General features: G+C 67.7%; 21 protein-coding genes. 10 read left to right on the top strand and 11 right to left on the bottom strand.

All coding sequences use genetic code 11. The features are described 5' to 3' along the window. Positions 1-33 precede the first annotated feature (33 nt). Complete coding sequence (locus WBL05_RS06240; RefSeq protein ID WP_424224512.1) at positions 34-264, top strand: DUF3107 domain-containing protein; 231 nt, start codon at positions 34-36, stop codon at positions 262-264. Positions 265-299: 35 nt separating this feature from the next. Here WBL05_RS06240 and WBL05_RS06235 read toward each other — a convergent pair whose 3' ends face one another. Further along, on the bottom strand, positions 300-956 hold the full coding sequence (locus tag WBL05_RS06235) for a ferritin-like fold-containing protein (RefSeq protein ID WP_424224511.1): 657 nt from the start codon (positions 954-956) through the stop codon (positions 300-302). 84 nt (positions 957-1,040) lie between these two features. Between WBL05_RS06235 and WBL05_RS06230 the strand changes: the two genes are divergently transcribed. Both WBL05_RS06230 and WBL05_RS06225 read left to right on the top strand, forming a co-directional pair. Continuing rightward, positions 1,041-2,453 (top strand): DEAD/DEAH box helicase, encoded by a 1,413-nt coding sequence (locus WBL05_RS06230; protein ID WP_424224510.1) that lies wholly within the window; start codon positions 1,041-1,043, stop codon positions 2,451-2,453. Then, complete coding sequence (locus tag WBL05_RS06225) at positions 2,450-3,316, top strand: SDR family NAD(P)-dependent oxidoreductase (RefSeq protein WP_424224508.1); 867 nt, start codon at positions 2,450-2,452, stop codon at positions 3,314-3,316. Before WBL05_RS06230 ends, WBL05_RS06225 begins: the two co-directional genes overlap by 4 nt. Here WBL05_RS06225 and WBL05_RS06220 read toward each other — a convergent pair. The 4 genes from WBL05_RS06220 to WBL05_RS06205 are packed head-to-tail and all read right to left on the bottom strand — an operon-like array spanning position 3,198 to position 10,615. After that, on the bottom strand, positions 3,198-3,773 hold the full coding sequence (locus WBL05_RS06220) for a DUF2284 domain-containing protein (protein ID WP_424224506.1): 576 nt from the start codon (positions 3,771-3,773) through the stop codon (positions 3,198-3,200). The two genes, WBL05_RS06225 and WBL05_RS06220, sit on opposite strands and share 119 nt — an antisense overlap. A gap of 18 nt (positions 3,774-3,791) precedes the next feature. Then, complete coding sequence (gene trpS / locus WBL05_RS06215) at positions 3,792-4,886, bottom strand: tryptophan--tRNA ligase (RefSeq protein ID WP_424224505.1); 1,095 nt, start codon at positions 4,884-4,886, stop codon at positions 3,792-3,794. A gap of 10 nt (positions 4,887-4,896) precedes the next feature. Further along, positions 4,897-5,763 (bottom strand): PHP domain-containing protein, encoded by an 867-nt coding sequence (locus tag WBL05_RS06210; RefSeq protein ID WP_424224503.1) that lies wholly within the window; start codon positions 5,761-5,763, stop codon positions 4,897-4,899. Positions 5,764-5,788: 25 nt separating this feature from the next. Continuing rightward, positions 5,789-10,615, bottom strand: a complete 4,827-nt coding sequence (locus WBL05_RS06205) for an NAD-glutamate dehydrogenase (protein WP_424224501.1) — start codon at positions 10,613-10,615, stop codon at positions 5,789-5,791. 103 nt (positions 10,616-10,718) lie between these two features. Here WBL05_RS06205 and WBL05_RS06200 point away from each other — a divergent pair, with 103 nt between their 5' ends. Continuing rightward, complete coding sequence (locus WBL05_RS06200) at positions 10,719-11,198, top strand: DUF2505 domain-containing protein (RefSeq protein WP_424224499.1); 480 nt, start codon at positions 10,719-10,721, stop codon at positions 11,196-11,198. A gap of 70 nt (positions 11,199-11,268) precedes the next feature. Here WBL05_RS06200 and WBL05_RS06195 read toward each other — a convergent pair whose 3' ends face one another. The 3 genes from WBL05_RS06195 to WBL05_RS06185 are packed head-to-tail and all read right to left on the bottom strand — an operon-like array spanning position 11,269 to position 14,618. Continuing rightward, the gene (locus WBL05_RS06195) at positions 11,269-12,591 is read right to left on the bottom strand and encodes an MFS transporter (protein WP_424224498.1); all 1,323 of its coding nucleotides are present in this window, start codon (positions 12,589-12,591) and stop codon (positions 11,269-11,271) included. A gap of 51 nt (positions 12,592-12,642) precedes the next feature. Continuing rightward, positions 12,643-13,671: a 4-hydroxy-2-oxovalerate aldolase gene (gene dmpG, locus WBL05_RS06190; RefSeq protein ID WP_424224496.1), complete on the bottom strand. Its 1,029-nt coding sequence runs from the start codon at positions 13,669-13,671 to the stop codon at positions 12,643-12,645. Further along, on the bottom strand, positions 13,668-14,618 hold the full coding sequence (locus WBL05_RS06185) for an acetaldehyde dehydrogenase (acetylating) (protein WP_424224494.1): 951 nt from the start codon (positions 14,616-14,618) through the stop codon (positions 13,668-13,670). The genes dmpG and WBL05_RS06185 overlap by 4 nt, the downstream gene beginning before the upstream one ends. A gap of 131 nt (positions 14,619-14,749) precedes the next feature. On the opposite strand from WBL05_RS06185, the gene WBL05_RS06180 reads away from it, so the two are divergent. Next, positions 14,750-15,529 (top strand): IclR family transcriptional regulator, encoded by a 780-nt coding sequence (locus WBL05_RS06180; protein ID WP_424224493.1) that lies wholly within the window; start codon positions 14,750-14,752, stop codon positions 15,527-15,529. A gap of 451 nt (positions 15,530-15,980) precedes the next feature. On the opposite strand, the gene WBL05_RS06175 is transcribed toward WBL05_RS06180, so the two are convergent. Then, the gene (locus WBL05_RS06175; protein WP_424224491.1) at positions 15,981-16,760 is read right to left on the bottom strand and encodes an SDR family NAD(P)-dependent oxidoreductase; all 780 of its coding nucleotides are present in this window, start codon (positions 16,758-16,760) and stop codon (positions 15,981-15,983) included. 154 nt (positions 16,761-16,914) lie between these two features. On the opposite strand from WBL05_RS06175, the gene WBL05_RS06170 reads away from it, so the two are divergent. From WBL05_RS06170 to WBL05_RS06150, 5 genes are all read left to right on the top strand, one after another. Next, positions 16,915-17,355: an RpiB/LacA/LacB family sugar-phosphate isomerase gene (locus tag WBL05_RS06170; RefSeq protein ID WP_424224490.1), complete on the top strand. Its 441-nt coding sequence runs from the start codon at positions 16,915-16,917 to the stop codon at positions 17,353-17,355. Continuing rightward, positions 17,352-18,269: a transketolase gene (locus WBL05_RS06165; RefSeq protein ID WP_424224489.1), complete on the top strand. Its 918-nt coding sequence runs from the start codon at positions 17,352-17,354 to the stop codon at positions 18,267-18,269. Before WBL05_RS06170 ends, WBL05_RS06165 begins: the two co-directional genes overlap by 4 nt. Next, positions 18,266-19,198 (top strand): transketolase family protein, encoded by a 933-nt coding sequence (locus WBL05_RS06160; protein WP_424224488.1) that lies wholly within the window; start codon positions 18,266-18,268, stop codon positions 19,196-19,198. Before WBL05_RS06165 ends, WBL05_RS06160 begins: the two co-directional genes overlap by 4 nt. Before the next feature lie 165 nt (positions 19,199-19,363). Next, positions 19,364-21,091, top strand: coding sequence for a dihydroxyacetone kinase family protein (locus tag WBL05_RS06155; RefSeq protein ID WP_424224486.1), 1,728 nt, complete (start codon positions 19,364-19,366; stop codon positions 21,089-21,091). Positions 21,092-21,113: 22 nt separating this feature from the next. Next, positions 21,114-22,424, top strand: coding sequence for a DUF2088 domain-containing protein (locus tag WBL05_RS06150; protein WP_424224485.1), 1,311 nt, complete (start codon positions 21,114-21,116; stop codon positions 22,422-22,424). A 138-nt stretch (positions 22,425-22,562) separates the two neighbouring features. On the opposite strand, the gene WBL05_RS06145 is transcribed toward WBL05_RS06150, so the two are convergent. Both WBL05_RS06145 and WBL05_RS06140 read right to left on the bottom strand, forming a co-directional pair. Beyond that, positions 22,563-23,495: a sugar phosphate isomerase/epimerase family protein gene (locus WBL05_RS06145; protein ID WP_424224484.1), complete on the bottom strand. Its 933-nt coding sequence runs from the start codon at positions 23,493-23,495 to the stop codon at positions 22,563-22,565. Between the two features lie 25 nt (positions 23,496-23,520). Then, the gene (locus tag WBL05_RS06140) at positions 23,521-24,474 is read right to left on the bottom strand and encodes a 3-hydroxyacyl-CoA dehydrogenase family protein (RefSeq protein WP_424224482.1); all 954 of its coding nucleotides are present in this window, start codon (positions 24,472-24,474) and stop codon (positions 23,521-23,523) included. Between the last annotated feature and the right edge of the window lie 650 nt (positions 24,475-25,124).

The raw sequence follows: 25,124 nt of genomic DNA, 5'->3' as shown, positions 1-25,124 counted from the left end.
CCACCCCCTTCCTGTCTCGGGTAGGTTGGTCGGGTGGAAATCAAGATCGGCGTCCGTCAGATCGGGCGCGAGCTCACAGTCGAGACCGACCAAACCGCCGAACAGATCGAACAGGACCTGCGGCAGGCATTGCTGACCGACGATGGTCTGCTGGTCATCACCAGCGACAAGGGACGCCGCCTGCTGCTTCCGGTCGAGCACCTCGGCTACCTCGACCTCGGCTCGGAGCATGCCCGCCCGGTCGGTTTCGGGTTCGAGGACTGAGCCCGGCCACCAGCCGGCTCGGCGCCCGGGACGGCTCAGGCCGACAGGCCCAGTCCCGCCACTCTGGCCGCCACCGCCGCCAGCACCTCGTCCAGTACCGCGGTGCTGGCGGTGAGTTCTTCGTCCATCCCACCTGTCAACGCCACCCGGAGCGCCGGTTGCCGGACGATCACCCGCTGGCACATCACGGCGGTCTCGCCGAGCAGCCGGCGAGCATACAGCGACAGCTCGTCCGAACCGTTGCCGCCCAGTTGCACCGCTGCAACCGCGGCCTGGCTGCCATGATCGATCGCCCGCCAGGCGGCAGCCGTGGACCCGATCGCTTCCGCCGCCATCTCCGGGACATGCGTCAACGCGCGTTGCACGACCTCGAGTTCGGTGCTGGCCACAACCATCACGCGCAACCGTTGCTCGGCCCAGCTGCGCGGCCTGGTCATTGCCCAGAACTCATCCACCGGGCTGACGATCGGCTCCATCGCCTGCTGCGCGACCGTCTGCCCGCCGGGAATCGCGTCGCACGCGAGGGTGAATCGGGTCAAGGCGTCAGCGGCAACCCTGGCGACCGGCAGCCGGTCGGCCAGTTCCGTCGGCTCTTCGGCACGGGTCAGCAGGGACTCGGCCACGCGCAGGTTCTGGTAGGCCAGCACGGCCAGCAGCGCAGTTCCGGGATCGGGTGCCATCTCGGTGTTCACGCCGTCAGGCTAGCGCTCACGCGGCATCGGCAGCGGCTAGACTGGCCGGTGGACCACGCAAACCCGAGGCGAGTAGAAGCGTAAATGACAGAGAACACAACGACCTTCGCCGACCTCGGCGTGGCCGAGCCGATCGTGCAGGCGCTGGCCGAGGCGGGGATCGAGCACCCATTCCCCATTCAGGAGCTCGCCATCCCGATCGCGCTGACCGGGGCCGACATGATCGGTCAGGCTCGCACCGGCACCGGCAAGACCCTGGCGTTCGGTGCCCCGCTGCTGCAGCACCTGATCCTGCCCGGCCACGACGACTTCGACGAGTTCGACCACTACGGCAAGCCGCAGGCCCTGGTCATGACGCCAACCCGCGAACTGGCACTGCAGGTGACCTCCGACCTGACGACGGCCTCGAAGAAGCTGGCCGCCCGCATCCTCACCATCTACGGCGGGGTTGGCTACGACGACCAGCTCGACACGTTGGCCGACGGGGTCGACGTGGTGGTCGGCACCCCCGGCCGCCTGCTTGACCTGGCCAACCGCAAGAGCCTCGACCTGTCCCAGGTGCAGGTGCTGGTGCTGGACGAGGCCGACGAGATGCTCGACCTCGGTTTCCTGCCGGACGTCGAACGGCTCGCGGGCATGACCCCGCGGACCAAGCAGACCCTGATGTTCAGCGCCACCATGCCGGCCCAGATCATCGCGTTGGCCAGGGCGCACCTGAACCAGCCGGTGCACGTTCGGGCCGAGGGACACGACGCCCAGGCCACGGTGCCGGACACCACACAGTTCGTGTACCAGGCCCACGATCTCGACAAACCAGAGATCATCGGCAAGCTGCTGCAGTCCACCGTCACCGAAAAGGTGATGATCTTCACCCGGACCAAGCGGGCCGCGCAGCGGCTGGCCGACGAACTGGCCGATCGCGGCTTCGACGCGGCAGCGATCCACGGCGACCTCAACCAGGCCCAACGCGAACGGACGCTGAAGAAGTTCCGCCGCGGCACCACCAGGGTGCTCGTCGCGACCGACGTGGCTGCGCGCGGTATCGACGTCGCGGGGGTGAGCCACGTGGTGAACTACGAGGTGCCCGACGACGCCCAGCAGTACGTGCACCGGATCGGACGCACCGGCCGGGCCGGCCGTTCGGGTATCGCGGTCACGCTGGTCGACTGGCGGGACATCACCCGCTGGAATGTGATCAACAAGGCCCTCGGCCTCGACTTCGCCGACCCGGTCGAGACCTACTCCACCAGCCCGCACCTGATGGAGCAGTTGCAGATCCCCGAAGGCACCAAGGGACGGCTCGCGGCCTCGCGGAAGACCGCGGACGCCGACAACCGTGCCGAGCGCCCGCGTCGCCACAAGAGCCAGCGACACGCCGGTAAGGACGACAAGAAGTCCGACCGGCCTCGTCGCAAGCGGATCCGCCGACGCGACGGCAAGGTCGTCGAACGCTCCGATCGTCAACCGCCTGACGCTCTGCCAGAATCGACCGCATGATCTCTGATTTCTCGGGCAAGCGCGTTCTTGTCACTGGTGGTGGCATCGGTATCGGCCTCGGCATCGTGCGGGCCTTCGCCCAGCGGGGTGCAGACGTGGCCTTCACCTGGTACACCCACGAACCGGACGACGACCTGATCGACCAGCTGGGTTCGCTGCACGGCAAGCGTCCGTTCGCGATCAGGCTGGACGCGACCGACGAGCACCATGTCGCCCAGGTTGTCTCACAGGTCGCCGACGTCCTGGGCGGCCTGGACGTCCTGGTGAACAACTCCGGGGGCATGGTGGAGCGGTCTGCGCTGGACCAGATGAGCCTTGAGCTGTGGCGCAAGGTGCTGGACGTCAACCTGACCAGCTGCTTCCTGGTGACCCGGGCGGCACTGCCGCACCTGTCCGACGGCGGGTCGATCGTGAACGTCGCCTCGCTGGCCGGCCAGAACGGCGGTGGCGTCGGCGCGTCCGCCTACGCGACCAGCAAGGCCGCCATGTTCGGCCTGACCAGGGCGCTGGCCAAGGAGCTCGCGCCCCGGCAGATCAGGGTGAACGCCGTCGCGCCCGGCCTGATCCTCGATACGCCGTTCCACGAGTTGTTCAACACTGCGGAGGGGCGGGCCGCCGCCATCGAGGGCATCGCCCTGAAGAAGCCGGACTGCCGATGGACGTCGCCGGCCCGATCGTCTGGCTGGCCGACAACGAGGCCGCCGGGTTCGTCACCGGCACTGTCACCGACATCAACGGCGGTGCCTACTTCAGCTGATCGGGCAACTCGGCCCGGTCGCTCAGGATTCCGAACACCACCGAGGTGGTGGCCGGCAGGTGGTGCGCATCCGCCCACGCCAACTCGATGCCGAGCAACTGGCTGACGGTTCGACCAACGTCACCGCCCAGCGACTCGATCGAGTACTGGATGCGCTGCGGTGTCGGGCACGGCCTCGCAGCCGGTCGGGTGCAGGTCGGGCAGCCGGTGCAGGCGCCGCCGGCGTGCAGCAGCCGGCTGCCGTCCCCCAACTGCCGCACCAGCGCCGCGAGTTCTCCGGTTGCGATGGCTTTCTCCCGGTCGCGGGCGGCGCCCAGTTCGCGGCGCAGACCGGCGGTGGGCCACTCGCGGGCCCGGTCGGCCGCCGCGAAGTGCAACTGGATGGCCAGCACGTGCAGCCACCGATAGGCGGCCCAGATCGCGAGCGGATTGGTCTGGTGTGGTGGGCAGCCCCAGGTCGAGCCGTAGCTCGGGCAGGTCCGGCAGAGCTGCTCGAAGCGGGACGCGTCCACGTAGGCGGCTACGTACTCACTGACCGGGATACCTGCCCGATGCCTGGACAACGCCCAACTGAGCATCGCTCAGTAGTCCATCTGCATCGCCACGCGGACCTCCGCCAGCGTCGCCTCCGCCACCTCGTTGGCCTTGGCGTTGCCCTCGTGCAGCACCTGCAGCAGGTAGCCGGGATCTGTCACCAGCTCGGCCCGCCGGGCCCGGATCGGCGCCAGGTGTTCGTTCAACGCCTCGGTGACTTCCTTCTTCAGCCCGCCGCCCCCGCCGTCGCCGATCTGCTCGGCCACCTGCTCGGGTGTGCGTCCGCTGCTGACCGCGGCCAGCATGATCAGGTTCGACACCTCGGGACGGTTGACCGGATCGTAGCTGATGTGCCGGTCGGCGTCGGTCCTGGCCTTCCTGATCAGCTTCGCCGTCTGGTCTGCCGTCATGCCCAACTCGATGACGTTGCCCTTCGACTTGCTCATCTTGGTGCCGTCCAGGCCGAGGATCGCGGGGGCCGCCGACAGCAGCGCGTCGGCCTGCGGGAAGACCGGCTGGTCGGGATCGACCCGGCCGTAGCGTTCGTCGAAGCGGCGGGCGATCAGGCGGGTGACCTCGATATGGGGCAGCTGGTCCTTGCCGACCGGGACGAGGTTCGCCTTGCAGAACAGGATGTCGGCGGCCTGGTGCACCGGGAAGGTCAGCATCAGCCCGCTCATCGGACGATCCGCGCTGGCCAGCTCGTCCTTCACCGTCGGGTTGCGGCGCAGTTCGGAGTCGGTCACCACCGACAGGAACGGCAGCAGCAGCTGGTTGAGTGCCGGCACCGCCGAGTGGGTGAAGATCGTCGACCTGGCCGGGTCGAGGCCGACGGCCAGGTAGTCGGCCAGGGCGCTGAGTACGTTCACCTTCAGGTCGCCCACCCCATCGCGGTCGTAGATGACCTGGTAGTCGGCGATCAGCACCCAGGTCTGCATGCCGAGGTTCTGCAGGCGGACGCGGTTGGCCAGTGAGCCGAAGTAGTGCCCGATGTGCAGCCGGCCGGTGGGCCGGTCGCCGGTGAGCATCCGGTACCGTTCCGGGTGCACCTGCAGGTCTGCCTCGATCGCGTCGCTGCGAGCCTGGCTGGCCCGCAGCGACGCCTCTGATGTCGACTCCAGCGCGTCCTCGATCAATGCCATGAGGGCCAGCCTATCGGCCTGCCGGGACCGCTCCCCCACGCGCCGCGATCCGGCTCAGCAGCTCGCGATAGGCCGACGGTCGGGTGGTGACGCTGCCCAGGTCGTGCCCCGTCTTGCCTGTCCCGTGGTAGTCGCTGGACCCGGTGCGCACCAGGTCGAGCCGGGCGCCGAGCCGGTGGTACAGGTCGCGGGTGGCGATGTCGTGCAGGGGGTAGTCGACCTCGATGCCGTCCAGGCCGTGCCGCCTGGCCAGCATCTCGATGACCTCACCGGTCAGCACCTCGTGCATCTCCCGAATGCCCGGATGCGCCAGCACCACCGCCGCCCCGGCCTGGTGCAGCAGGTCGATGCCGGCGGTCAACTCGATTGTCGGCCGGGACACATAGGCCGGACCCCTGCGGTCGAGGTAGCGGTCGAACGCCTCATTGCGGTTGACCACGTAACCCTTGGCCACCAGGGCGTCGGCGACGTGCGGACGACCCAGCGAGGTGCCGGGTCCGGCAGCCTGCGCCGCCACCTCCGTCATGCTGACCGGGACGCCGATCGCGGCGAGCCGCTCCAGCATCGCCGGCAGCCGGTTGCGCCGGCCCTGCCGGATTCGGGCCAGCTCGGCATTCAGGTCCTCGTAGTCGGGGCGCGGTCCGTAACCCAGCAGGTGCACCTCGCGGCCGCCGTACTTGGCGCTCAACTCGACTCCCGGCAGCACCTGGACGCCTACCCGGCGGCCTGCCTCGCGTGCCTCGTGCACTCCGTCCAGGGTGTCGTGGTCGGTCAGCGCCACAACGTCCAGTACGGCGGCCTGCGCGTTCAGCACCAGCTTGGTGGGGGTGTCGGTGCCGTCGGATAGGTAGGAGTGGGTGTGCAGGTCGATGCGCATACCGACATCCTGCCCCATCGGGTGTTCAGCGGTTCAGCAACGACCGCAGCGACCCCACCACCACCGACATCCGGGCCAGGTCGACCTCGCCCTGGTCGGCCTCCGCCAGCAGTTCGCGCTGGGCAGCGGCGGCCGGGTGGGCCCGCCACCATTCCTGAACGATCTGATCGACACCCATGCCGGGGACCGGCGCCAGTTCAAGCGCCTGCGCAGCCACTGCGGCCTGGGCGTTGATCAACTCGTCGCGAACCGATGCCCGGGCCATGATCTCCCAGCGCCCACTGCGCGGCAGGTCCTGCGACGAGGTCAGCGCCTGGTCGATGCCGAGCATCTCGCTCAGCGTGAAGTAGACCCCCGCGGTCAGGCCGACGTCCCGACCCAGCCGGCGCGCCACCCGCACGATCGGCAAGGCCAGGTGGGCGATTGGCCAACCGGCCATCCGGCGAGCCAGGTCATCGCGCACCCCGCGCTCCACCAGTTCGGCCACCGCTGCCTCGTGCCGTTGGCGACCGGTCGGGGTGAGCAGTTCGGGCAGCCGCCCGATCACTTCCCGGACACCGGGCTTCAACTCCTCCACCAGGGTCTGGACGTCGAAGTGGTTATGGTGCTCCTGCAGCAGCCAGCGGGACGCCCGTTCCACCAGCCGGCGAATCTGCACCCTGAGCATGGTCTTGGTGCAGGCGGCCAGCTCGTTGTCGGCGTTGGTGGTGGTCTCGAGCCAGCCGGCATCCATCAGGTTGCGGGCGGTCAGTTGGGCGCGGATCACGTCCGCCGAGGAGGCGCCGGTCTCGTCCCGCAGCCTGGTGGCGGCGCTGATGCCCTGCGAGTCGACGAACCGGTTCACCGCCACGGCGGTGATGATCTCGCGGGCCAGCGGGTGCCGCCCCATCTGGTCGATGAACCGTTCCCGCAGCGGGGTCGGGAAGTACTTCACCAGTCGGTCAGCGAGGTACGGGTCGTCGGGGAGGTCGGAGGCCAGCACGTTGTCGGCCAACTCGTTCTTGACAGTAGCCAGCAGCATGGCCAACTCGGGGCCCACCAGACCCTTTCCCTCGGCCGCCCGGCCGGCCAATGCCTGGCTGCTGGGCAGACCGTCGGCGGTCCGGTTCAGGTACCCGTCCTGATCGAGCCGGACGATCAGCTGCTCGTGGACGCCGGCGTGGTCGGCGGCCGACCACAGCGAGTTCGCCAGCGCCCGGTTCTGGGCGACGTTCTGGTCGAGCACCAGCCCGGCCACCTCGTCGGTCGTCTGCTTCAGCAGCCGGTTCCGCTCGTCGTGGTCGAGCCGGCCGGATGCGACCTCGGCGTCCAGCAGGATCTTGATGTTGACCTCGTAGTCGGAGGTGTGCACCCCGGCGGAGTTGTCGATGAAGTCGGTGTTGATCCGTCCGCCCGCGAGCGCGTACTCGACTCGGGCGGCCTGTGTCCAGCCCAGATTGCCGCCCTCGCCGACGCAGCGGGCGCGCACGCCTGCGGCGTCCACCCGAACCGGGTCGTTGCTGCGGTCGGCGGCCTGGGCATGGGTTTCGGTGCTCGCCTTCACGAAGGTGCCGATGCCGCCGTTCCACATCAGGTCGACCGGGGCCCGCAGGATGGCCTGGATCATCTCGTTCGGGGTGAGCCGGGTGGTCGAGTCGTCCAGGCCCAGTACCGCCCGCACCTCCGGGCTAACCCGGATCGACTTGGCGGTTCGCAGGTGGACGCCGCCGCCGGCGCTGATCAGGCCTGGATCATAGTCGTCCCAACCTGAACTGGGCAGCCGGAACAGCCGTTCACGTTCGCCGAAGGAGGTCTGCGGGTCGGGGTTCGGGTCGAGGAAGATGTGTCGGTGGTTGAACGCGGCGACCAGCCTGGTTCTCGCCGAGCGCAGCATGCCGTTGCCGAAGACGTCGCCGGACATGTCGCCGATGCCCACACAGGTGAACTCGTCGGACTGGTCGTCGATGCCCATCTCGGCGAAGTGGCGTTGCACCGACACCCAGGCACCGCGGGCGGTGATCCCCATCTGCTTGTGGTCGTAGCCGTGGGAGCCGCCAGAGGCGAACGCGTCACCCAGCCAGAAGCCCTCCGCCAGGGCGATCCGGTTGGCCAGGTCGCTGAAGGTAGCGGTGCCCTTGTCGGCCGCCACCACCAGGTAGGGGTCGGGATCGTCCCAGGCCACCACCCGGTCGGGGCGCGCCGGTTCACCGTCGACGATGGTGTCGGTGATGCTCAGCATCGCCTTGACGAGGGACGCGTAGCAGGCTCGTCCCTCGGCCGCCCGCGCCTCGGCGTCCAGCCCGGCCAGCCGCTTGGCGTAGAACCCGCCCTTGGCGCCGACCGGGACGATGATCGCGTTCTTGACCGTCTGCGCCTTGACCAGGTCGAGCACCTCGGTTCGGTAGTCCTCGGCCCGGTCCGACCACCGGATTCCCCCACGGGCCACCTTGCCGAAGCGCAGGTGGACGCCCTCGACCTGCGGTGAGTAGACGAAGATCTCCGAGCGGGGCTGGGCGCTGCGGATGAAGTCGAGTTCGCCGGGGTCGATCTTGAACGCCAGCGCCCCCCGTCCCGGCCGTGGGGTGCCGCTGGGCAGTGGGTCCTCGTCCAGCCGGAAGAAGTTGGTGCGCACGGTCGCCTGCATCACCGAGACGAACTGGCGCAGCATCCGGTCCTCGTCCAGGGCCGACACCTGGTCGATCCGGGCCAACACCCGCTCGACCAGTTCGCTCACCCGGGTGGACCGGTCTACCGCCAGGTCGAGCCACGGGTCGAACTTCGCCTCGAACAGCTGCACCAGGTCGGTGGTGATGTCCTTGTGCTTGTGCAGGGTGTCGGCGATGTAGGGCTGGGAGTAGGTGGTGCCCAGTTGGCGCAGGTAGCGCGACAGCGCCCGCAGCACCGAGACCTGCTGCCAGTCGAGCCAGGAGTCGGTGACCAGCCGGTTCAGGCCGTCGGCCTCACCCAGGCCGGCATAGCTGGCTGCGACCGCCGAGGTGAACCGGGCCCGGGCCTGGTACGACCAGCCGGTCAGCCGTTCGGGACCGCCCGGTAGCCGCAACCCGAAGTCGTAGATGTGGGCGTCGTGGTCGCGCAGGCTGACGCTGAACGGACGCTCGTCGATGACCTCCACGCCCAGGCTGGCCAGGTGCGGCATGATCTCCGACAGCACCATCTCGGAGTCGATCCGCAGCATCTTCAGCCGGAAGTCGACGCCGTTCTCGGGGGGCACCGGGACGTACATGATCTGCGCCATGTCGGACGGCCCGGCGATCTGGTTCAGCGCCACCAGGTCATTGATCGCCTCGATGGGGGTGTAGGCCTCCTTGTAGCTCTCCGACCACTCCACGCCTCGCTGGGAACTGTCCATCCGCTCGGCGATCTCCAGGAAACGGTCTCCCCAGTCGCGGGTGGCCTCCTCGATGGCCAGCCGCAACCGGGCCTGGTCGAGCTCGGGCAACTGGTGCCCGGCCGGCATCTTCAGGGTGAAGTAGAGCCTGGCCAGCGGTGACTCGCTGACCTGGGCGCTCCACTGGAACGACTCCGCCCCGGTCGCCTCCATCAGCAACCCGGCCAACCGGGTGCGGACGGTGGTGTTGTAACGCTCGCGGGGGAAGAACAGCAATGCGGTCAGGAACCGTCCCCAGGCACCGGCCCGGAAGTAGCTGATCACCTCGCGCGGATCGTCCTGGTCGGCGATCTCGGCGATGATCGGGGTCAATTCCGCGGCGCTGGCCTGCAACAACTCGTCCCGCGGGTGGGCCTCGATGGCCGCGATCACCGCCCGGCCGCCGTAGGAGTCGGGGTCGTACCCGATCGCGGCGGCCACCTGGCGCGCCTTGCCGCGCAGCATCGGCACCCTGAGCACCGACTCGCTCAGCGCGGACGCGGTGAACAGCCCGAGGAACCGGCGTTCGATGTGCTTGCCCTGCGGGCCCACCAGGTGCAGCCCGAGGTAGTCCAGGTGGCTGCCGCGGCGCACCCGGGAGCGCTCGGAGTCCTTGGTGATGACCAGCAGCTCACCATTCTTCGGGGCGGCGCCGAACGCCCGCGCGGCCCGCTGGTCACCCCGCAGGATGCCCAGCCCGCCGGGCAGCGGACGGAACAGCGTGGCGCCGGATCCGCTGGTGACCACCTCGAAGTCGCGGGCCCCCAGCAGCAGGAACCGGTCGTCGGCCAGCCAGTTCAGCATCTCCGCGACCTCCGGGGCATCGGAGTGCTCGGCGTCCTCGGCCTGCCGGGCCGCCTCCACCAGCCGGTCGTGCATCTGACGCAGGTCGCTGGTGGCGGCGTCCAGATCGGCCAGGTGGGCGTTGAGCGTCTTCAGCAGGTCGGGTTTGGCCTCCTCGGCCGACTGCCCGAGTGGCGGGTAGAGCTCGATCCACAACCACGCCTCGGCGATCGCCGGCCGTCCCTCGGAACGGTGCGCCATGTCGATCAGGCGTCCCTCATCGTCGCGGATGACGTGGAACTGCGGGTGGATCAGCTCGCGCAGCGCCCAACCCTGGGCGGCCAGGGCCAGTCGGACGGTGTCGACCAGCCAGGCCTTGTCGTCGGTGACCAGGTTGAGCACAGTGTGGCCGCCGGCCTCCCACCCATCGGTCTCGATGGTGGGTGTGTACAACGCGATATGCGACTGGCCAACCGGACGCCGCAGTGCCAGCCGGGCGTGCCGCAGCAGTGCCCGGGCGACCTGGCGGGGTGGCCGGCTCAGCAGCGGCGAGTCCTGGGCGTGCTTGAAGTAGTGCCGCAGGAACTCCAGGATGCGCTCCTCCGCGGGGAGATCGGGAGCTTCCTCACGTGCCAGTCGGGCAACGGTGCTGAGCAGTTCGTCCACGCTCGGTCCACCGGGTCGGCGAGCGTCAGTGTTCATCGATGGCCACACTCCCAAGTGGACGATCCGCTAACCACTCGCCAGCCTATCTGCCCGGCCGTCACGGGAACAGACGCCGCCGCTGATGCAGCACAATGGACCAATGCAGATAAGTACTCGCCACAGCTATCAGGCCGACATCGACACCGTTATCGCGATGATGGCTGACGAGGTCTGGCTGTCGGCGGTCGCCCGGCACGCCGGGGCTGACCGCTGGCAGGTGTCGTCCGGCGCTGACGGTAGCCATGTCGAGGCCGAGTTGGCAGCGCCGCAGAAGGCGGTCCCCTTCACCGGTCCCACCCTGAAGGTCAAGCTCGACATGTTCTGGCCCCCGAGCAGCAACGCCGGTACCCGCGATGGCCGCATCGAGGTGCACATCCCGGGGATGCCGGCAACCATGATCGGCACGGGCCGAATGGTGAGCAACGGCGGAACCACCGACATCGACTACGACGCCGACTTCACCATCAAGCTGCCGCTGATCGGTCGGGGCCTGGAGGCCGCGGCCGCCCCCTACGTGCGCCGGGTGATCGACACCCAGCAGCAGGTCGGCAACGACTACCTGGCCGGACGCCTGGCCTGACCCCGTCCCCGACCACGCCGAAGGGCCGCCCCCGCCATGGGGACGGCCCTTTCCAGCCGAAGCCGGCGGCTCAGGCGGCGTCCAGCACCTCACCGGAGCGGTCGCGGGTCATCATCACAGAGATGAACGAGATGACCGCGCAGACACCGATGAAGATGCCGATCAGCGGGTAGTTGTTCTGGGTCAGGACATTGCCGACCAGTGCCGTGGCGATCAACGGGGCAGGGCCGCCGGCGACCGCGGCACCGATCTGGTAGCCCAGTGAGATGCCGGTGTAGCGCACGTCGGCGGTGAACGACTCCGCCAGGAAGGTGCCCATCAGGGCGCCGTACACCGACCAGATCGCGCCGAAACCGGCCACGGTGGCGAACACCAGCAGGGCGACGTTCATCTGGTTGATCATCCCGAAGTACGGGACGATGTAGATGACGGCCAGCACGATCCCGACCAGGTAGAGCTTCTTGCGTCCCACCTTGTCTGACAGGGCACCGATGGCGAGCATGCACGGTACCGCGACGACGGCGGCGACCAGCACGGCGCCCAGCGCCTGAGTGCGGGTGTAGCCGAGCTGGGTGGCATAGGAGACCGAGAAGGTCGCGAAGATGAAGAACGTCGAAGTCTCGATGAGCTTGGCGCCGATCGCCTTGAACACGCTCTGCCACTGGGTCCGGAAGACCTCGACCAGCGGGACCTTGACCTGCTTGCGTTCCGCCTTGACCTTCCGGAAGGCGGGGGTTTCATCGACCTTGTTGCGGATCCACAGCCCGAACAGCACCAGCAGCACCGACAGCAGGAACGGGATCCGCCAGCCCCAGCTGAGGAAGGCCTCCTCGCCCAGGATGGCGTCCAGGACCGTCAGGGTCAGATTACCCAGTGCCAGACCGAACAGCGCACCGGTCTGCGGGACGGCGCCATAGAAGCCGCGGTGCCGGCGGGGCGAGTACTCCACGGCCAGCAGGACGCCGCCGCCCCATTCGCCACCGAGCGCCAGGCCCTGGATCAGCCGGAGCAGGGTCAGGATCACGGCGGCCGAGACGCCGATCTGGGCGTGGGTAGGCAGCAGGCCCATGGCTGCGGTCGAGATACCCATCAGCGACAGGGTCACGACCAGGGTCTTCTTCCGGCCGATCCGGTCACCGACGTGGCTGAACAGGATGCCTCCGATCGGCCGGACCAGGAAGGCCAGCGCGAACGAGGCCAGCGACAACAGCGTCGAGGTCAGTTGCGAGTCGGAGGGGAAGAACAGCGGGCCGAAGACGACACCGGCCATGGTGCCGTACAGGAAGTAGTCGTACCACTCGACTGCCGACCCGACGGCCGAGCCCATCAGGGCCTTCATCCGGGTCTTCTTGTCGATCAGTTCAACGTCGAACGATTCTTGCTCAGCTGGCACGGAGGTGATGGTAGTCATTGCATTCTCCCAGGGGTTTTGTCGCCGAAGCGGTCAGGCGGTCTTGGCGAGGTTGAGCAGGTCCAGCGCGACGTCGACGATCATGTCCTCCTGACCGCCGACCATGCCCCGACGACCCAGCTCCAACAGGATCTCGTGGGCGGGGATGCCGTACTTGGCGGCTGCCCGGCGGGCGTGCAGCAGGAACGATCCGTAGACCCCGGCGTATCCGAGGGTCAGGGATTCCCGGTCGACCTGGACTGGCTGGTGCATCAACGGCCGCACCAGGTCGTCGGCGGCGTCCATCAACTTGAACACGTCGACGCCGCTCTCCCAGCCGATCTTGTCGGTCACGGCGATGAAGGCCTCGATCGGTGTGTTGCCGGCGCCGGCGCCCAGCCCGGCCAGGCTGACGTCGACGCGGTGGGCGCCGTTCTCGACCGCTGCGACCGAGTTGGCCACGGCCAGCGACATGTTCTGGTGGGCGTGCGCGCCGACCTCGGTCTCGGGCTTCAGGGCCTGCCGCACCGCGGCGATCTTCTCGGCGTACTGCCGGGTGGTCATCGCACCGGCGGAGTCGGTGACGTAGACGCACTGGGCGCCATAGGACTCCATCAGCTTCGCCTGCTCGACCAGCTTCGCCGGCTCGGCCATGTGCGCCATCATCAGGAAGCCGGCGGTGTTCAGCCCCACCTCTCGGGCCTTCGCGATGTGCTGGGCCGAGATGTCGGCCTCGGTGCAGTGGGTGGCAACCCGAACGTAGGTCGCACCGGCGGACCTGGCGGCCTCAAGGTCCGGGACGATGCCGACGCCGGGCAGCAGCAGCACGGCGATGGCGGCGTTGCTGACCACCGAGGCGGCCGCTTCGATCTTGGCCAGGTCGGAGTCGGTGGCGAATCCGTAGTTGACGCTGGAGCCGCCCAGGCCGTCGCCGTGGGTGACCTCGATGCTGTCGACGCCGGCTTCGTCCAGCGCGTGCGCGATCGACTTCACCTGGTCGGTGGTGAAGGCGTGGCGGACCGCATGGGATCCGTCGCGCAGCGTCACGTCGGAGATGAACAGCTTCCGGGTTGGGTTGGTCATACCAGCACCGCCTTGGTCGAGTTGAGGTGGGAGGCGATCTCCTGGCCAGTGCGAAGCGCCGCGCTGGTCATGATGTCAAGGTTTCCGGAGTAGTTGGGAAGGTAGTCGCCGGCGCCCTCGACCTCGAGGAAGACCGAGACCTTCAGGCCTGAGAACAGGCCGACGCCAGGGACGTTCACCGGGGCGTCGGCGGGGATCTCGTCGAACTGGACGGCCTGCTTGAGTCGGTAGCCGGGCACGTACCGGGCCACTTCGGCGACACGGTCGGCGACGTCCTGGGCGATCCGGTCCTGGTCGCCGTCGGCGATCAGGCAGAACACGGTGTCCCGCATGATCAGCGGTGGCTCGGCCGGGTTGAGGACGATGATGGCCTTGCCCCGGCGGGCGCCTCCCACGTACTCCAGCGCGTTCGCGGTGGTCTCGGTGAACTCGTCGATGTTGGCCCGGGTGCCTGGCCCGGCGGAGCGGGAGCTGATGGACGCGATGATCTCTGCGCAGACGACCTCGGCCGATTGCGAAACGGCGTGGACGATCGGCGTGGTGGCCTGACCGCCGCAGGTCACCATGTTGACGTTGCTGTTGGTGAGGATGGTGTCGAGGTTGACCACCGGGACGCAGAACGGGCCGATTGCGGCCGGCGTCAGGTCGATGACCCGGATCTCGGGATTGGCCTTGCGCAACACGGCGTCGTTGTGCACGTGCGCTCCGGCCGAGGTGGCGTCGAAGACGATCTCGATCTCGTTGAAATCGGGCAGTTGCACCAGCCCGTCGACGCCGGTGGACACCGCCTGCACGCCGAGCTGCCTTGCCCGGGCCAGACCATCCGAGGCCGGATCTATGCCCACCATCGCGACCAGTTCGAGGTCGCTCTGGGAGGGCTTGAGGATCTTCATCATCAGATCGGCCCCGATGTTCCCGGACCCGATGATGGCGACTTTGCTTGCCATCGATTCTCCTGTCGTTTCAGCTCACTTCGTCGTGTGTTCGATATTTCGACATGTGTTCCGATATGTCGAGCGACTCCAGTCTCACCCCGGGGTGCGCGGGCTGCCAAGTCCTGTGTGGTATGAATTTGGACATGCCTCGACTGACACCCGCCGTGATGCGGGCGTTGGACATCATCGACCTGTTCGTGGACAAGGCTCCGGAGTTGTCGGCGGCGGAGATCGGCGAAGCCACCGGCCTGCCGCGGACCACAGTGCATGAACTGCTCGGCACGCTGGTGCACCGCGGATTCCTCGCCAAGGACAACGCGGGCATCTACTCGCTCGGCGTCCGGGCGCTGCAGATCGGCAATGCCTACTCCGCCCGCTTCGACATGCTGGGCGCGGCGACCGAGGTGGCCCGGGAGACCGCCATCACCCATGGCGTCACCTGCTCGGTCGCCGTACTCGAGGAGTCCGACGTGTTCTACCTCGCCAAGGTCGAGGGACGCGAGGTGATCCCGCTGGCGTCCAGCGTCGGCAAGCGGATGCCCGCGCACGCCACCGGACTGGGGAAGATGCTGCTGTCCGGACTCGGCCCCAGCCAACTCAACCGGCTCTACCCCACCGGCCGGCTCGAGGCGCTGATGCCCAACACGATCACCGACTTGGCCGACCTCAAGGCAGAACTCGCCAGGATCAGGGAACGCGGCTACGCCACCGAGTCAGAGGAATCCACCCCCAACGCAGCCTGCGCCGCGCTGCCCGTCTTCAACGCGGCCGGGGCGATGGTGGCGGCGGTCTCGATCACGGTGACCACGACCCGGTGGGGCACCGAACCCGAGGAGCACTGGGTCGGCATCGTCAGGACCGCCGCCACGAAACTCAGCTCACAGCTCGGTGCACCAGCCGGTCAGACCGAGCAGTCGGCCTGACCGACCGCGTCCGGTCGTTCGGTCGCGACAGGGAAAGGGCCTGGGGGTTCGGGCCGCCCGGACACGGGGTGCGCGCCCCGGCCGACCGGCTCCTCCCACACCCGCTGCCTCTGGGCACGATCCGTCCCCAGGGCTGGAAAGTGCACGCTCTTGAGGCCCTTGGCGTGCACTTTCGGTCGCTCCGGACGGGAAGTGCACGCCAAGACAGGAGGAGGCAGAGGATACCCGACGACTCTGGCCCCGGGTACGCGGCACAACGCCAGCCGGTCGAGTGACGAGTCAACCCCAACCTGCTCGGCTCCCGGTGCGCGGCACAACGTGCGTCCCCGGGGTGCGACCCCGGCCGACCTGCTCCTCCCACACCCGCCGCCTTAGGACACGTCGCCCCACGCCCTTGTCGGCGCGAATGCCGCGGCCGGTTGCGTGGGCCCTGCGCACAGGCCGTTCGGGCCTACTTCATGTGCTTGCCGCCGTCAACGTTGAAGGTGGCGCCGTTGACGAAGCTGGCGCCCTCCGACAGCAGGAAGTCGACCACCGAGGCGATCTCCGACGGCTGGCCGACGCGTCCCAACGGGATGTTGGCCGACATCGAGGTCTTGCGCTCGTCGGTCAGCTTGCCGCCCATGATCTCGGTGTCGATCGGTCCGGGGCAGATGCAGTTCACCGTGATGCCGTACTGACCAAGCTCCCGGGCCCCGCCCCGGGCGAGACCGATAACGGCCGCCTTCGCGGCCGCGTAAGCGATCTTGCTGAAGGTGCCGCCGCCGTCGTACGCGGTGATCGAGGAGAAGTTGACCATCCGGCCCAACTGGTTCTCCTTCATCCGCTGGGCGGCATACTTCATCATCAGCATGGTCCCGCGGGCATTGACCGCCATCACCCGATCGAACTCCTCGACGGTGAGCTCGAGCAACGGGGTGGGGCAGGCGATCCCGGCGATGTTCGCCAGACCGACCACCTGCGGCAGCTCGGCGTCGATGCGTTCCCAGGTCGACTTCACCGACTCCTCGTCGGCGATGTTGCAGACCAACCCGAGCACCTTGGACTCACCGAACTCCCGGGCCAGTTCGGCGCCGAACTCCCCGACGGCCGGGTTGAGGTCGAGGGCTGCGATCTGGTAGCCGGACTGGGCGAGCCGACGGGCCACCTGGCGGCCGATGCCGGCTGGTGCGCCACAGCCGGTGACGACGGCGGTGCGCTGGGACGGGAAGGGGTTTCCGGTTTCCGACATTCATATCCTCCTGGGTGGCCTCGGCTCCGTCGTGGAGCCGGTCGATCGCAATGGCACGACGAGCGCTGGTACGCGCACTCGAAGACGATCATATATCCGCCATGCGCCGTAAGGTATCTTTGATGGGAAGGCACCAACTCCCGGGAGGAAACCTGTGAAGCTTGCATTCGGTTGTGACCCCAACGCCACAGACTTGAAGAAGGCCTTGATGGACAAGGCCGAGTCGCTCGGCCACGAAGTGGTCGACTTCGGCGCCGAGGATCCCATCTACGCCAACGTCGCCTCCGACGTCGCGCACGCGGTGGCCCGTGGCGACTACGACCGTGGGGTGGTGGTCTGCGGCACCGGCATCGGTGTCTCGATCGCCGCGAACAAGGTGAAGGGCGCCTACTGCGCGCTGCTCGCCGATCCCTACTCCGCACAGCGGGCCACTCTCAGCAACAACGCCAACATGGTGGCCATGGGCGCCCAGACCACCGGTATCGAGACTGCCAAGGTGCTGCTCGAGCACTACCTGGGCAACGCCTTCGATCCCAACTCGCGCAGCGGCCCCAAGGTCGCCCGGATCGCGGAGATCGAGGCCGAAGAGAAGTGAACGATCGGGTAGCCAATCTCGAATTGGTCGCTGCCCGAGCCCGCCGAAACGTGGTCCGGATGATCGAAACCGGTAATTCGGGCCACCTCGGCGGGGCAATGTCCGCGATCGACGTGATCACCGCGCTGTACTTCGACGTGATGAACGTCGACCCGGCCCGACCCGAGTGGCCGGACCGTGACCGCTTCCTGCTCAGTGCTGGACACAAGGCGATGGCTCAGTACGCGGTGCTGGCCGAGCGCGGATTCTTCGACAAGAGCGTGCTCGACACCTACGGCGCGATGAGGACCGCCCTGGGCGGCCACCCCGACATGCACAAGCTGCCGGGGGTCGAGGGCAACACCGGTGCGCTCGGCCACGGGCTGTCGATCGCGGTCGGCATGGCGCTCGGCCTGCGCCTGCAGGGTTCGGCGGCCCGGGTGTTCGCGGTGACCGGTGACGGCGAACTGCCCGAGGGATCCAACTGGGAGGCCGCCGCGGCCGCCGCCCACCACAGGGTCGACTCGCTGGTCGCGATCGTCGACAACAACGGCATGCAGATCTCCGGGCCGGTCGATGAGGTCATGAACATGGCCCCGATCGCTGGCAAGTTCGAGGCCTTCGGTTGGGCCAGCCGCGAGATCGACGGCAACGACATGGCCCAGGTACTGGATGCCCTGGACGCCACGCCGTTCGATGCAGGCAGGCCGAGCGTCATCGTGGCGCACACGGACAAGGGCAAGGGCCTCAGTTTCGCCGAGAACGTGCTGGCCTACCACTACTGGAAGCCGAAGGACGGGGAACTGGAGCAGGCTGTCCGCGAACTCGATGAGGCAATCACCGACCGTGAGGTGCGGTTGCGGGCGTTGCGGCAGTCCAACACCCCGGTACCGACGGCGCCGGGCAGGGCAGAGGAAGAGCAGGTGCGACTGTGACCGAGTTGACCGATCCCCGCAAGGAGTTTGGCCGCGCGGTCACCGCGCTGGCCGTCGAGGACGACCGCATCGTCGTGCTGTCGGCCGACTCCGGGAAGAGTTCTGGATTCGGTGACTTCGCCAAGACCTATCCCAATCGCTACTTCGAGTTCGGGATCATGGAGCAGGGTGTCACCGGCATCGCCTCGGGGCTCGCCACCACCGGGCTGATCCCGGTCTTCACCGCGATCGCCCCGTTCGTGACCAGCCGCAGCTACGAGATGGTCCGCAACGACCTCGGCTACATGCGCCAGAACGCCAAGCTGGTCGGCCGCAACGGCGGATTCACCTACTCCGACCTGGGTGCCACCCACCACTCGCTGGAGGACTACGCGATCATGCGGATGATCCCCGGCCTGGTGGTCTTCGCGCCCAGCGACCCGGGCGAGATCCGCAGTTGTGCGGCGGCGATGATCAACCACATCGGACCGACGTTCATGCGGATCGGCGCCCAGCCGCTGCCCGACCTCTTCGCCGAGGAGCCGGTGGTGGTCGGCAAGGGCCGGCACCTGCGTGAGGGCTCCGACGTGACCGTCATCACGACCGGCTACATCACAACCGAGACGGTGCAGGCGGTCGACCAACTGGCCGCCGAGGGCATCGAGGTCGACCTGATCGGCATGCCAACTCCCTCCCACCCGGACGCCGAGCTGATCTGCGCTTCCGCCGCCCGAACCCAGACCGTGGTGACCGTCGAGGAGCACTACCAGACCGGTGGTCTGGGTGGAGTGGTGGCCGAACTACTGTCGCGGGAGCAGCCGACCCGGATGCAGATGGTCGGGGTGCCGCACGACTACCAGCCGTCCGGTCCCTATCCCGGCCTGCTGGACTACGCGGGGATTGATGCGGCCGGGATCACCCGACGCGTCAGGGAGTTCCTCAACCGCTAGCCTCGTCGCTGTTCTGCCGGCAGGGTGCGCCCGGCCGGGCGCGTCGTGGATCGTGTATGATCTGCATTGCCCGACCGGGGTTCCTCCATCTGCTCGGCCCGGGCGGCGATTCAGATCTCGTAACGATCCAGACGCGGACAGCGTCCAAACCCTGAGGAGTCGTAGATGACTCGGTTGTTCAACGATCCGTCCAATTTCGCGCTCGAGGCAATCTCCGGAATGGCCCTGGCGTACCCCCAGTACATCAAGCCGGTACACGGTGGCGCGGTTCGCGCAACGACCTGTCCGAAGGGTGAGGTTGCGGTCATCGTCGGTGGCGGCTCGGGCCACTACCCCGCTTTCGCCGGCTGGGTCGGCCCCGGCATGGCGCACGGCGCGGTGTGCGGCAACATCTTCGCCTCCCCCTCGGCGTCCCAGGCCTACTCGGTGATCAAGGCGGCCGACAATGGCGGCGGCGTCATCATGGCCTACGGCAACTACGCCGGCGACGTGCTGCACTTCGGGCAGGCCGCCGAGCGGCTGCGCGCAGAGGGTATCGACGTGCGCACCATCGAGGTCTCCGACGACGTCGCATCCGGACCCCGCGACGACATCCGCAAGCGTCGCGGCGTGGCGGGTGACGTGATCGTGTTCAAGATAGCTGGCGCCGCCGCCGAGCGCGGGTACGACATCGACAAGGTGGAAGAGATCGCCTGGCGGGCCAACGACCGCACCCGCTCGCTCGGTGTGGCGTTCGACGGCTGCACGCTGCCCGGCGCTGATGAGCCCCTGTTCCACGTGCCCGAGGGCCAGATGTCGGTCGGCCTCGGCGTGCACGGCGAGCCCGGCGTCTACGAGGTGCCGATGGGATCGGCACGCGAGGTCGCCGACCTGCTGGTGGACGGCGTGCTCGAAGAGGCCTTCGAGATCGGTACCGATGGTTACTCCGGACGCGCGATCGTGCTGCTGAACGGGCTGGGCACCGTCAAGACCGAGGAGCTGTTCGTGACCTGGAACCGGGTCGCCGAGCGGCTCGCCCAGGCGGGCATCACCCCGGTGCTTCCTGAGGTCGGCGAGTTGATGACCAGCCTCGACATGGCAGGTGTCTCGCTGACCATCACCTTCCTGGACGACGAACTTGAACAACTGTGGCGCGATCCGGTCGACACCATCGCGTTGCGCCGCGGCGCGGTCGCCGAGCGTGAGGAGCGGGTGCTGCGCGAGCAGGCCGTGGAGGAGGTGGTCGTCGCCGCCGGTAGCGAGGAGTCCCGGCAGTTGGCCGGCCGCATCCTGACCGCCCTGCAGGTGATCAAGCAGGTCACCGTCGACAAGGAACAGGAACTCGGCAGGCTGGACGCGATCGCCGGCGACGGCGACCACGGACAGGGCATGCGCTACGGCGCTACCGGTGCGCTGGAGGCCGCCGAGAAGGCCGTCGCCAAGGGCGCCGGAGCCGGCACCGTGTTGGTGCAGGCCGGTGCGCAGTGGGCAGAGAGCGCCGGCGGCACCTCGGGCGCCCTGTGGGGAACCATGCTCAACTCGATGGGCGGCGCCCTCGGCGACCAGGACGGTGGCAGCGCGGATGCAGTCGTGGCCGGGGTCCGCGATGCGGTGGCCGCTGTCCAGCGGCTGGGTGGCGCCCAGCCGGGTGACAAGACGATGGTGGACGCCATCGTCCCGTTCAGCCAGAAGCTGAGTGAACAGCACCAGGCCGGCGTCCCGCTGGCCGAGGCATGGCAACAGGCGACCACCACAGCTCGCGAGGCTGCCGACGCCACCGCCAACTTCGTGTCCCGGTTGGGACGCTCGCGGGTGCTCGGCGAGAAGTCGCTCGGCGTGCCCGATCCCGGCGCCGTCTCGTTCTGCATGCTGATGCAGGCGCTGGGAGATGCCGGCATCTTCGACTCCAACTGACACTCATCCTGCGGAGGTGCAGATGAAGACCTCATTGAACCTGATTCTCGACGACATCCCGATCCCCCGGTTCGCCAGGGTCGCCCAGGACCTGCCCGCACCCAGGCTGGAAGACATCCCAGGCCGGATGCAGGAGCAACTGACCAGACCGGAGTTCGCCGACACCGTCAAGCCCGGACAGCGGATCGGCATCACGGTCGGCAGCCGCGGCATCGCCAACATGCCGCAGATGGTGCGCATCCTCGGTGACTGGGTGAAGTCCAAGGGCGCCACCCCGGTGGTCATCCCTGCCATGGGCAGCCACGGCGGGGCCACCGCCGAGGGGCAACACGAGATGCTGCTCGGCATGGGCTTCACCCCGGACGTCACCGGCTGCGAGATCGTGTCCAGCCTGGACGTCACCGAACTGGGTGAGGTCGCCGGCCTGAAGGTGCTCTACTCCACCGACGCGCTGAACTGCGACGGCGTGATCCTGATGAACCGCGTCAAGGCGCACACCGACATCGTCGGCCCGATCGAGTCGGGCCTGATGAAGATGGCCACCATCGGAGTCGGCAAGCACCGCGGCGCGCTGCAGGCGCACAGCCTCGGCCTGGGCGTGACCGGCGAGATGGTTCAGCAGATCGCGCCGGTGATGTTCCACAAGGCGAACATCATCTTCGGGATCGCGGTGCTGGAGAACGCCTTCGACGACACCCGGGACGTGGTCCTCATCGAGACCGGGAAGATCACCGAGGTGGAACCGCAGCTGCTGGAGGAGAGCCGCCAGCACCTGCCCCAGGTACTGCTCCGTGACCTGGACGTGCTGGTGGTGAACTACATGGGCAAAAACATCTCCGGCGACGGCATGGACCCGAACGTGCTCGGTCGCTCCTTGATCGGGGTGAAGAACCCGGCCATGAACGTGAACAAGATCGTGGTGCTGGATATGACGCCCGAGTCGCATGGCAACGCCACCGGGATCGGCCTGGCCGACATCACCACCAAGCGGCTGTTCGACCAGATCGACTTCACCGCAACGTTCACCAACGGGGTCACCTCGAACGGCATCGCCGGTTCCCGGATCGCGCCGTTCATGCCGAACCAGAAGATGGCGTTGCAGTGTGCCGCCCGGCTGACCCTTCAGCCCGACCTGGCAAACCTGCGCATCGTCCGGATCAAGAACACACTCGACGTCGCCGAGATCTGGGTGTCGGAGGCCTTGCTGCCGGAGGTGGCTGCCAACCCGGCGCTGCGTCAGCTCAGCGAGCCGGAGGAGCTGCAGTTCGACGACAACGGCGACCTGTTCCCACCGGCCAGCAACGAGCGGCACGATATCGCCGACAACTGCTGAGTCCCACGCCAGCAGCGGCCCGTCCGGCAATGCCGGGCGGGCCGTTGCTTCTTGCAGCCATCCGGAAAAGCAATCGCCCCCACCGGATGCGGCGGGGGCGATCACCTTGGCTGGCTGGTTCGGGCCAGCGGTGCTGGTTCAGACCATCTTGGTGCGCAGCACCGAGCGCAGGTACTCCCGGGACTCGGCGAGGTTCCACAGCGAGTCGGATCCGTAGTGCTCGACCATGAACGGTCCGTCGAAGCCCAACTCCAGCGCGCGGGCGATGATCGGCCGGAAGTTGATGTAGCCGCCGCCCAGCGGGGACGGATGGGTGGCGTAGGCACCGGTGGCTGGGTCGTAGTCGCGGGTGTAGTTTTTGACGTGCCAGTGGTTGGTGTACGGCAGCATCCGTTCGAACGCCTCTGTGATCGGCTCCAGTGGACGATGCAGCCGGACCAGGTTGGCCAGGTCGGGGTTCAGCCCAACTGCCGGGTGGTCGACGTCCTTGACGAACTGCACCGCCTTCTCGGAGGTGCCGATGTAGGTGTCCTCGTACATCTCCAGGCTGATCTCGACGCCCACCGACTCGGCATGCTCGGCCAGTTCCCGGATTCGCGAGACGGCCTTCTTGTACAGCTCGGCATCGTCGGGGTCCTTCCACCCCTGCTCGAGCCAGAACCACACCGCTGCGTTCTGGGCCGGAGTGAGCGGCTGGAAGAAGCCGAACGAGATGACCTCCGAGCCGAGCTCAACCGCCGTGTCGATGACCCGGTGGCTGTAGGCCAGGTACTCGTCCCCGCGCTGGGGGTCCATCACCGACTTGCGTGAAGTGGAGATCGCCGGCACGGTCAGGTTGTTGTCGGCCAGCACCTGCTTGAACACGTCCAGCCGCTCGGGCGACAGGTCGGCGACCCGCACCCAGACATCCAGCGGGTCCATCTCGGTGAAGCCCATCATCGAGACCTCCCGCATCTGCTTGTGCCATTCCTCGGGGTCGGCGTCCTGGATCGGGTTGCCCTTGGAGTCGAAGCCACCGAACAGCAGCATCGGGCAGGCAATCGGCCAGTTGTCCGGGGTGTACTTCGCCATCTTCACGCTCTCCTTGGTTGTGGGTTCACTTGACACCCGGGGCCTGCCCGAGCTCGTTCAACAACTGCTGCAACCGCGCGTAGGCGGTATTGCGGTAGGTGATCAGGTCGGTGGTGTCGCCGGCCGGGATGACGAAACCGCCACCGGACTTGGTGCCCAGGTGACCGGCCTCCACCAGCTTCTTGAGGCCCTCCGGAGTTGCGAACCGCTCCCCGTAGTGCTCCTCGAAAGTGCGGAAGCAGTCGCGGTAGATGTCCAGGCCGGCCATGTCGGCGATCGCGAACGGGCCGAAGAATGGCAGCCGGAAGCCGAAGGTGGTGCGCGTGATGATGTCCACGTCCTCGGCCGAGGCCACGCCATCGTCGACGATGCTGATGGCTTCCTTGAGCAGCGCGTACTGCAGCCTGTTCAGCACGAAACCAGGTGAGTCCTTCAGGCGGGCGGTCAGCTTGCCGGTCGACTGCACCAGCTCCTCCACCTGCGGCACCAGGGATTCGTCGGTGCCCTCGTGCAGGATCACCTCGACACCCGGGATGAACGGGGCGGGGTTCGAGAAGTGGACGCCCAGGAACCGGTCGGCCTTGGTCAGCGACTTGGCCAGCCCACCGATGGGCAGCGTCGAGGTGTTGGACGCGATGATGGCGTCCGGACGGGCAGCCGCCTCGATCCGCCGGAACACCTGGTCCTTGACCTCGGGCTTCTCGGACACGGCCTCCTGGATGTAATCGGCGTCGGCCACGGCGGCCTCGATGCTCTCTGCGGCGGAGAGGTTCTGCTCGACCAGCGCCGCAGCGCCGGGCTGGAAGAGGCCCCGGGCCTGCCAGTCCCTGGCCTCGGAGATCAGCCGGTCGAGGTTCCTGCGGGCCGTTTCGGCGTCGGCGTCGGCGAGCGTTACCGGGTGGCCGGCGATTGCGAAGATCTGGGCGATCCCGCCGCCCATGTATCCGGCGCCAACAAGGGCGATTTTGTTGATGGCCAAGGGGTTTCCTTCCTCGAAGGTGGACGGCATCGTCTGCTCGACGCAACGACGCCGGGTACTCCCACTACCCTATAGGAAAACGGTGGGGCGTGTCGCCCCGCGAATGCTGGCGATCTGGTGCTACGTTTCAACGGTGACCGACAGCAGCCTCGCCGCGGATCGCTCTTCACGCAGTCCAAACGCGCCCCACCAGCGCGTCGTCCAGCTTGACAGGGCATCCCGGTCACTATGTAGAATATAGGACGGCTGGGAAGTTGGCGCCGAGCGCACCAACAACCCGACAACTGAAGGCAGCGTCGCCGCACAGCGAGTCCCGACGTAAACACCGATTCACCACTATGGTTCAGAGGTGATCAGGGTCAGGGTCCACTGTTCCCGGGACGCTTCATCCAAGTATCGACCGGCCGCAGGGCCGCCAGTTACATACTGACCGATCCGTCCATGCCGACGGGGCAGGTGGATCACCAAAATCCGGAACCGCTTCACCCCATGCGATTCCGCCAAGAAAGAGGAGCAATCCTTATCCCGGGTTCCGCAGTTGGTGGGCAGACGAAACACCTGATTTCAAGGGTTGACTAGGCCAAATGCCTGGGTTCGGCGCGTGGGGTCGTGTGCCCACGTGTCGGCGGGGCTGAGTTGGGGCCGTTTGG

The sequence above is a fragment of the Brooklawnia sp. genome (genome assembly GCF_049651565.1).
Classification (GTDB): domain Bacteria; phylum Actinomycetota; class Actinomycetes; order Propionibacteriales; family Propionibacteriaceae; genus Brooklawnia.
The sequence above is the reverse complement of the archived record's forward strand: the minus strand, read 5'-3'. Positions and strand labels throughout refer to the sequence as shown.

Bases quoted from the DNA above. Each gene is read 5' to 3' on its own strand.
- WBL05_RS06230 (WP_424224510.1), top strand. From the start codon at position 1,041: ATGACAGAGAACACAACGACCTTCGCCGACCTCGGCGTGGCCGAGCCG.
- WBL05_RS06225 (WP_424224508.1), top strand. From the start codon at position 2,450: ATGATCTCTGATTTCTCGGGCAAGCGCGTTCTTGTCACTGGTGGTGGC.
- trpS (WP_424224505.1), bottom strand. From the start codon at position 4,886: ATGGCATTGATCGAGGACGCGCTGGAGTCGACATCAGAGGCGTCGCTG.
- WBL05_RS06210 (WP_424224503.1), bottom strand. From the start codon at position 5,763: ATGCGCATCGACCTGCACACCCACTCCTACCTATCCGACGGCACCGAC.
- WBL05_RS06205 (WP_424224501.1), bottom strand. From the start codon at position 10,615: ATGAACACTGACGCTCGCCGACCCGGTGGACCGAGCGTGGACGAACTG.
- WBL05_RS06200 (WP_424224499.1), top strand. From the start codon at position 10,719: ATGCAGATAAGTACTCGCCACAGCTATCAGGCCGACATCGACACCGTT.
- dmpG (WP_424224496.1), bottom strand. From the start codon at position 13,671: ATGACCAACCCAACCCGGAAGCTGTTCATCTCCGACGTGACGCTGCGC.
- WBL05_RS06185 (WP_424224494.1), bottom strand. From the start codon at position 14,618: ATGGCAAGCAAAGTCGCCATCATCGGGTCCGGGAACATCGGGGCCGAT.
- WBL05_RS06180 (WP_424224493.1), top strand. From the start codon at position 14,750: ATGCCTCGACTGACACCCGCCGTGATGCGGGCGTTGGACATCATCGAC.
- WBL05_RS06175 (WP_424224491.1), bottom strand. From the start codon at position 16,760: ATGTCGGAAACCGGAAACCCCTTCCCGTCCCAGCGCACCGCCGTCGTC.
- WBL05_RS06155 (WP_424224486.1), top strand. From the start codon at position 19,364: ATGACTCGGTTGTTCAACGATCCGTCCAATTTCGCGCTCGAGGCAATC.
- WBL05_RS06150 (WP_424224485.1), top strand. From the start codon at position 21,114: ATGAAGACCTCATTGAACCTGATTCTCGACGACATCCCGATCCCCCGG.
- WBL05_RS06145 (WP_424224484.1), bottom strand. From the start codon at position 23,495: ATGGCGAAGTACACCCCGGACAACTGGCCGATTGCCTGCCCGATGCTG.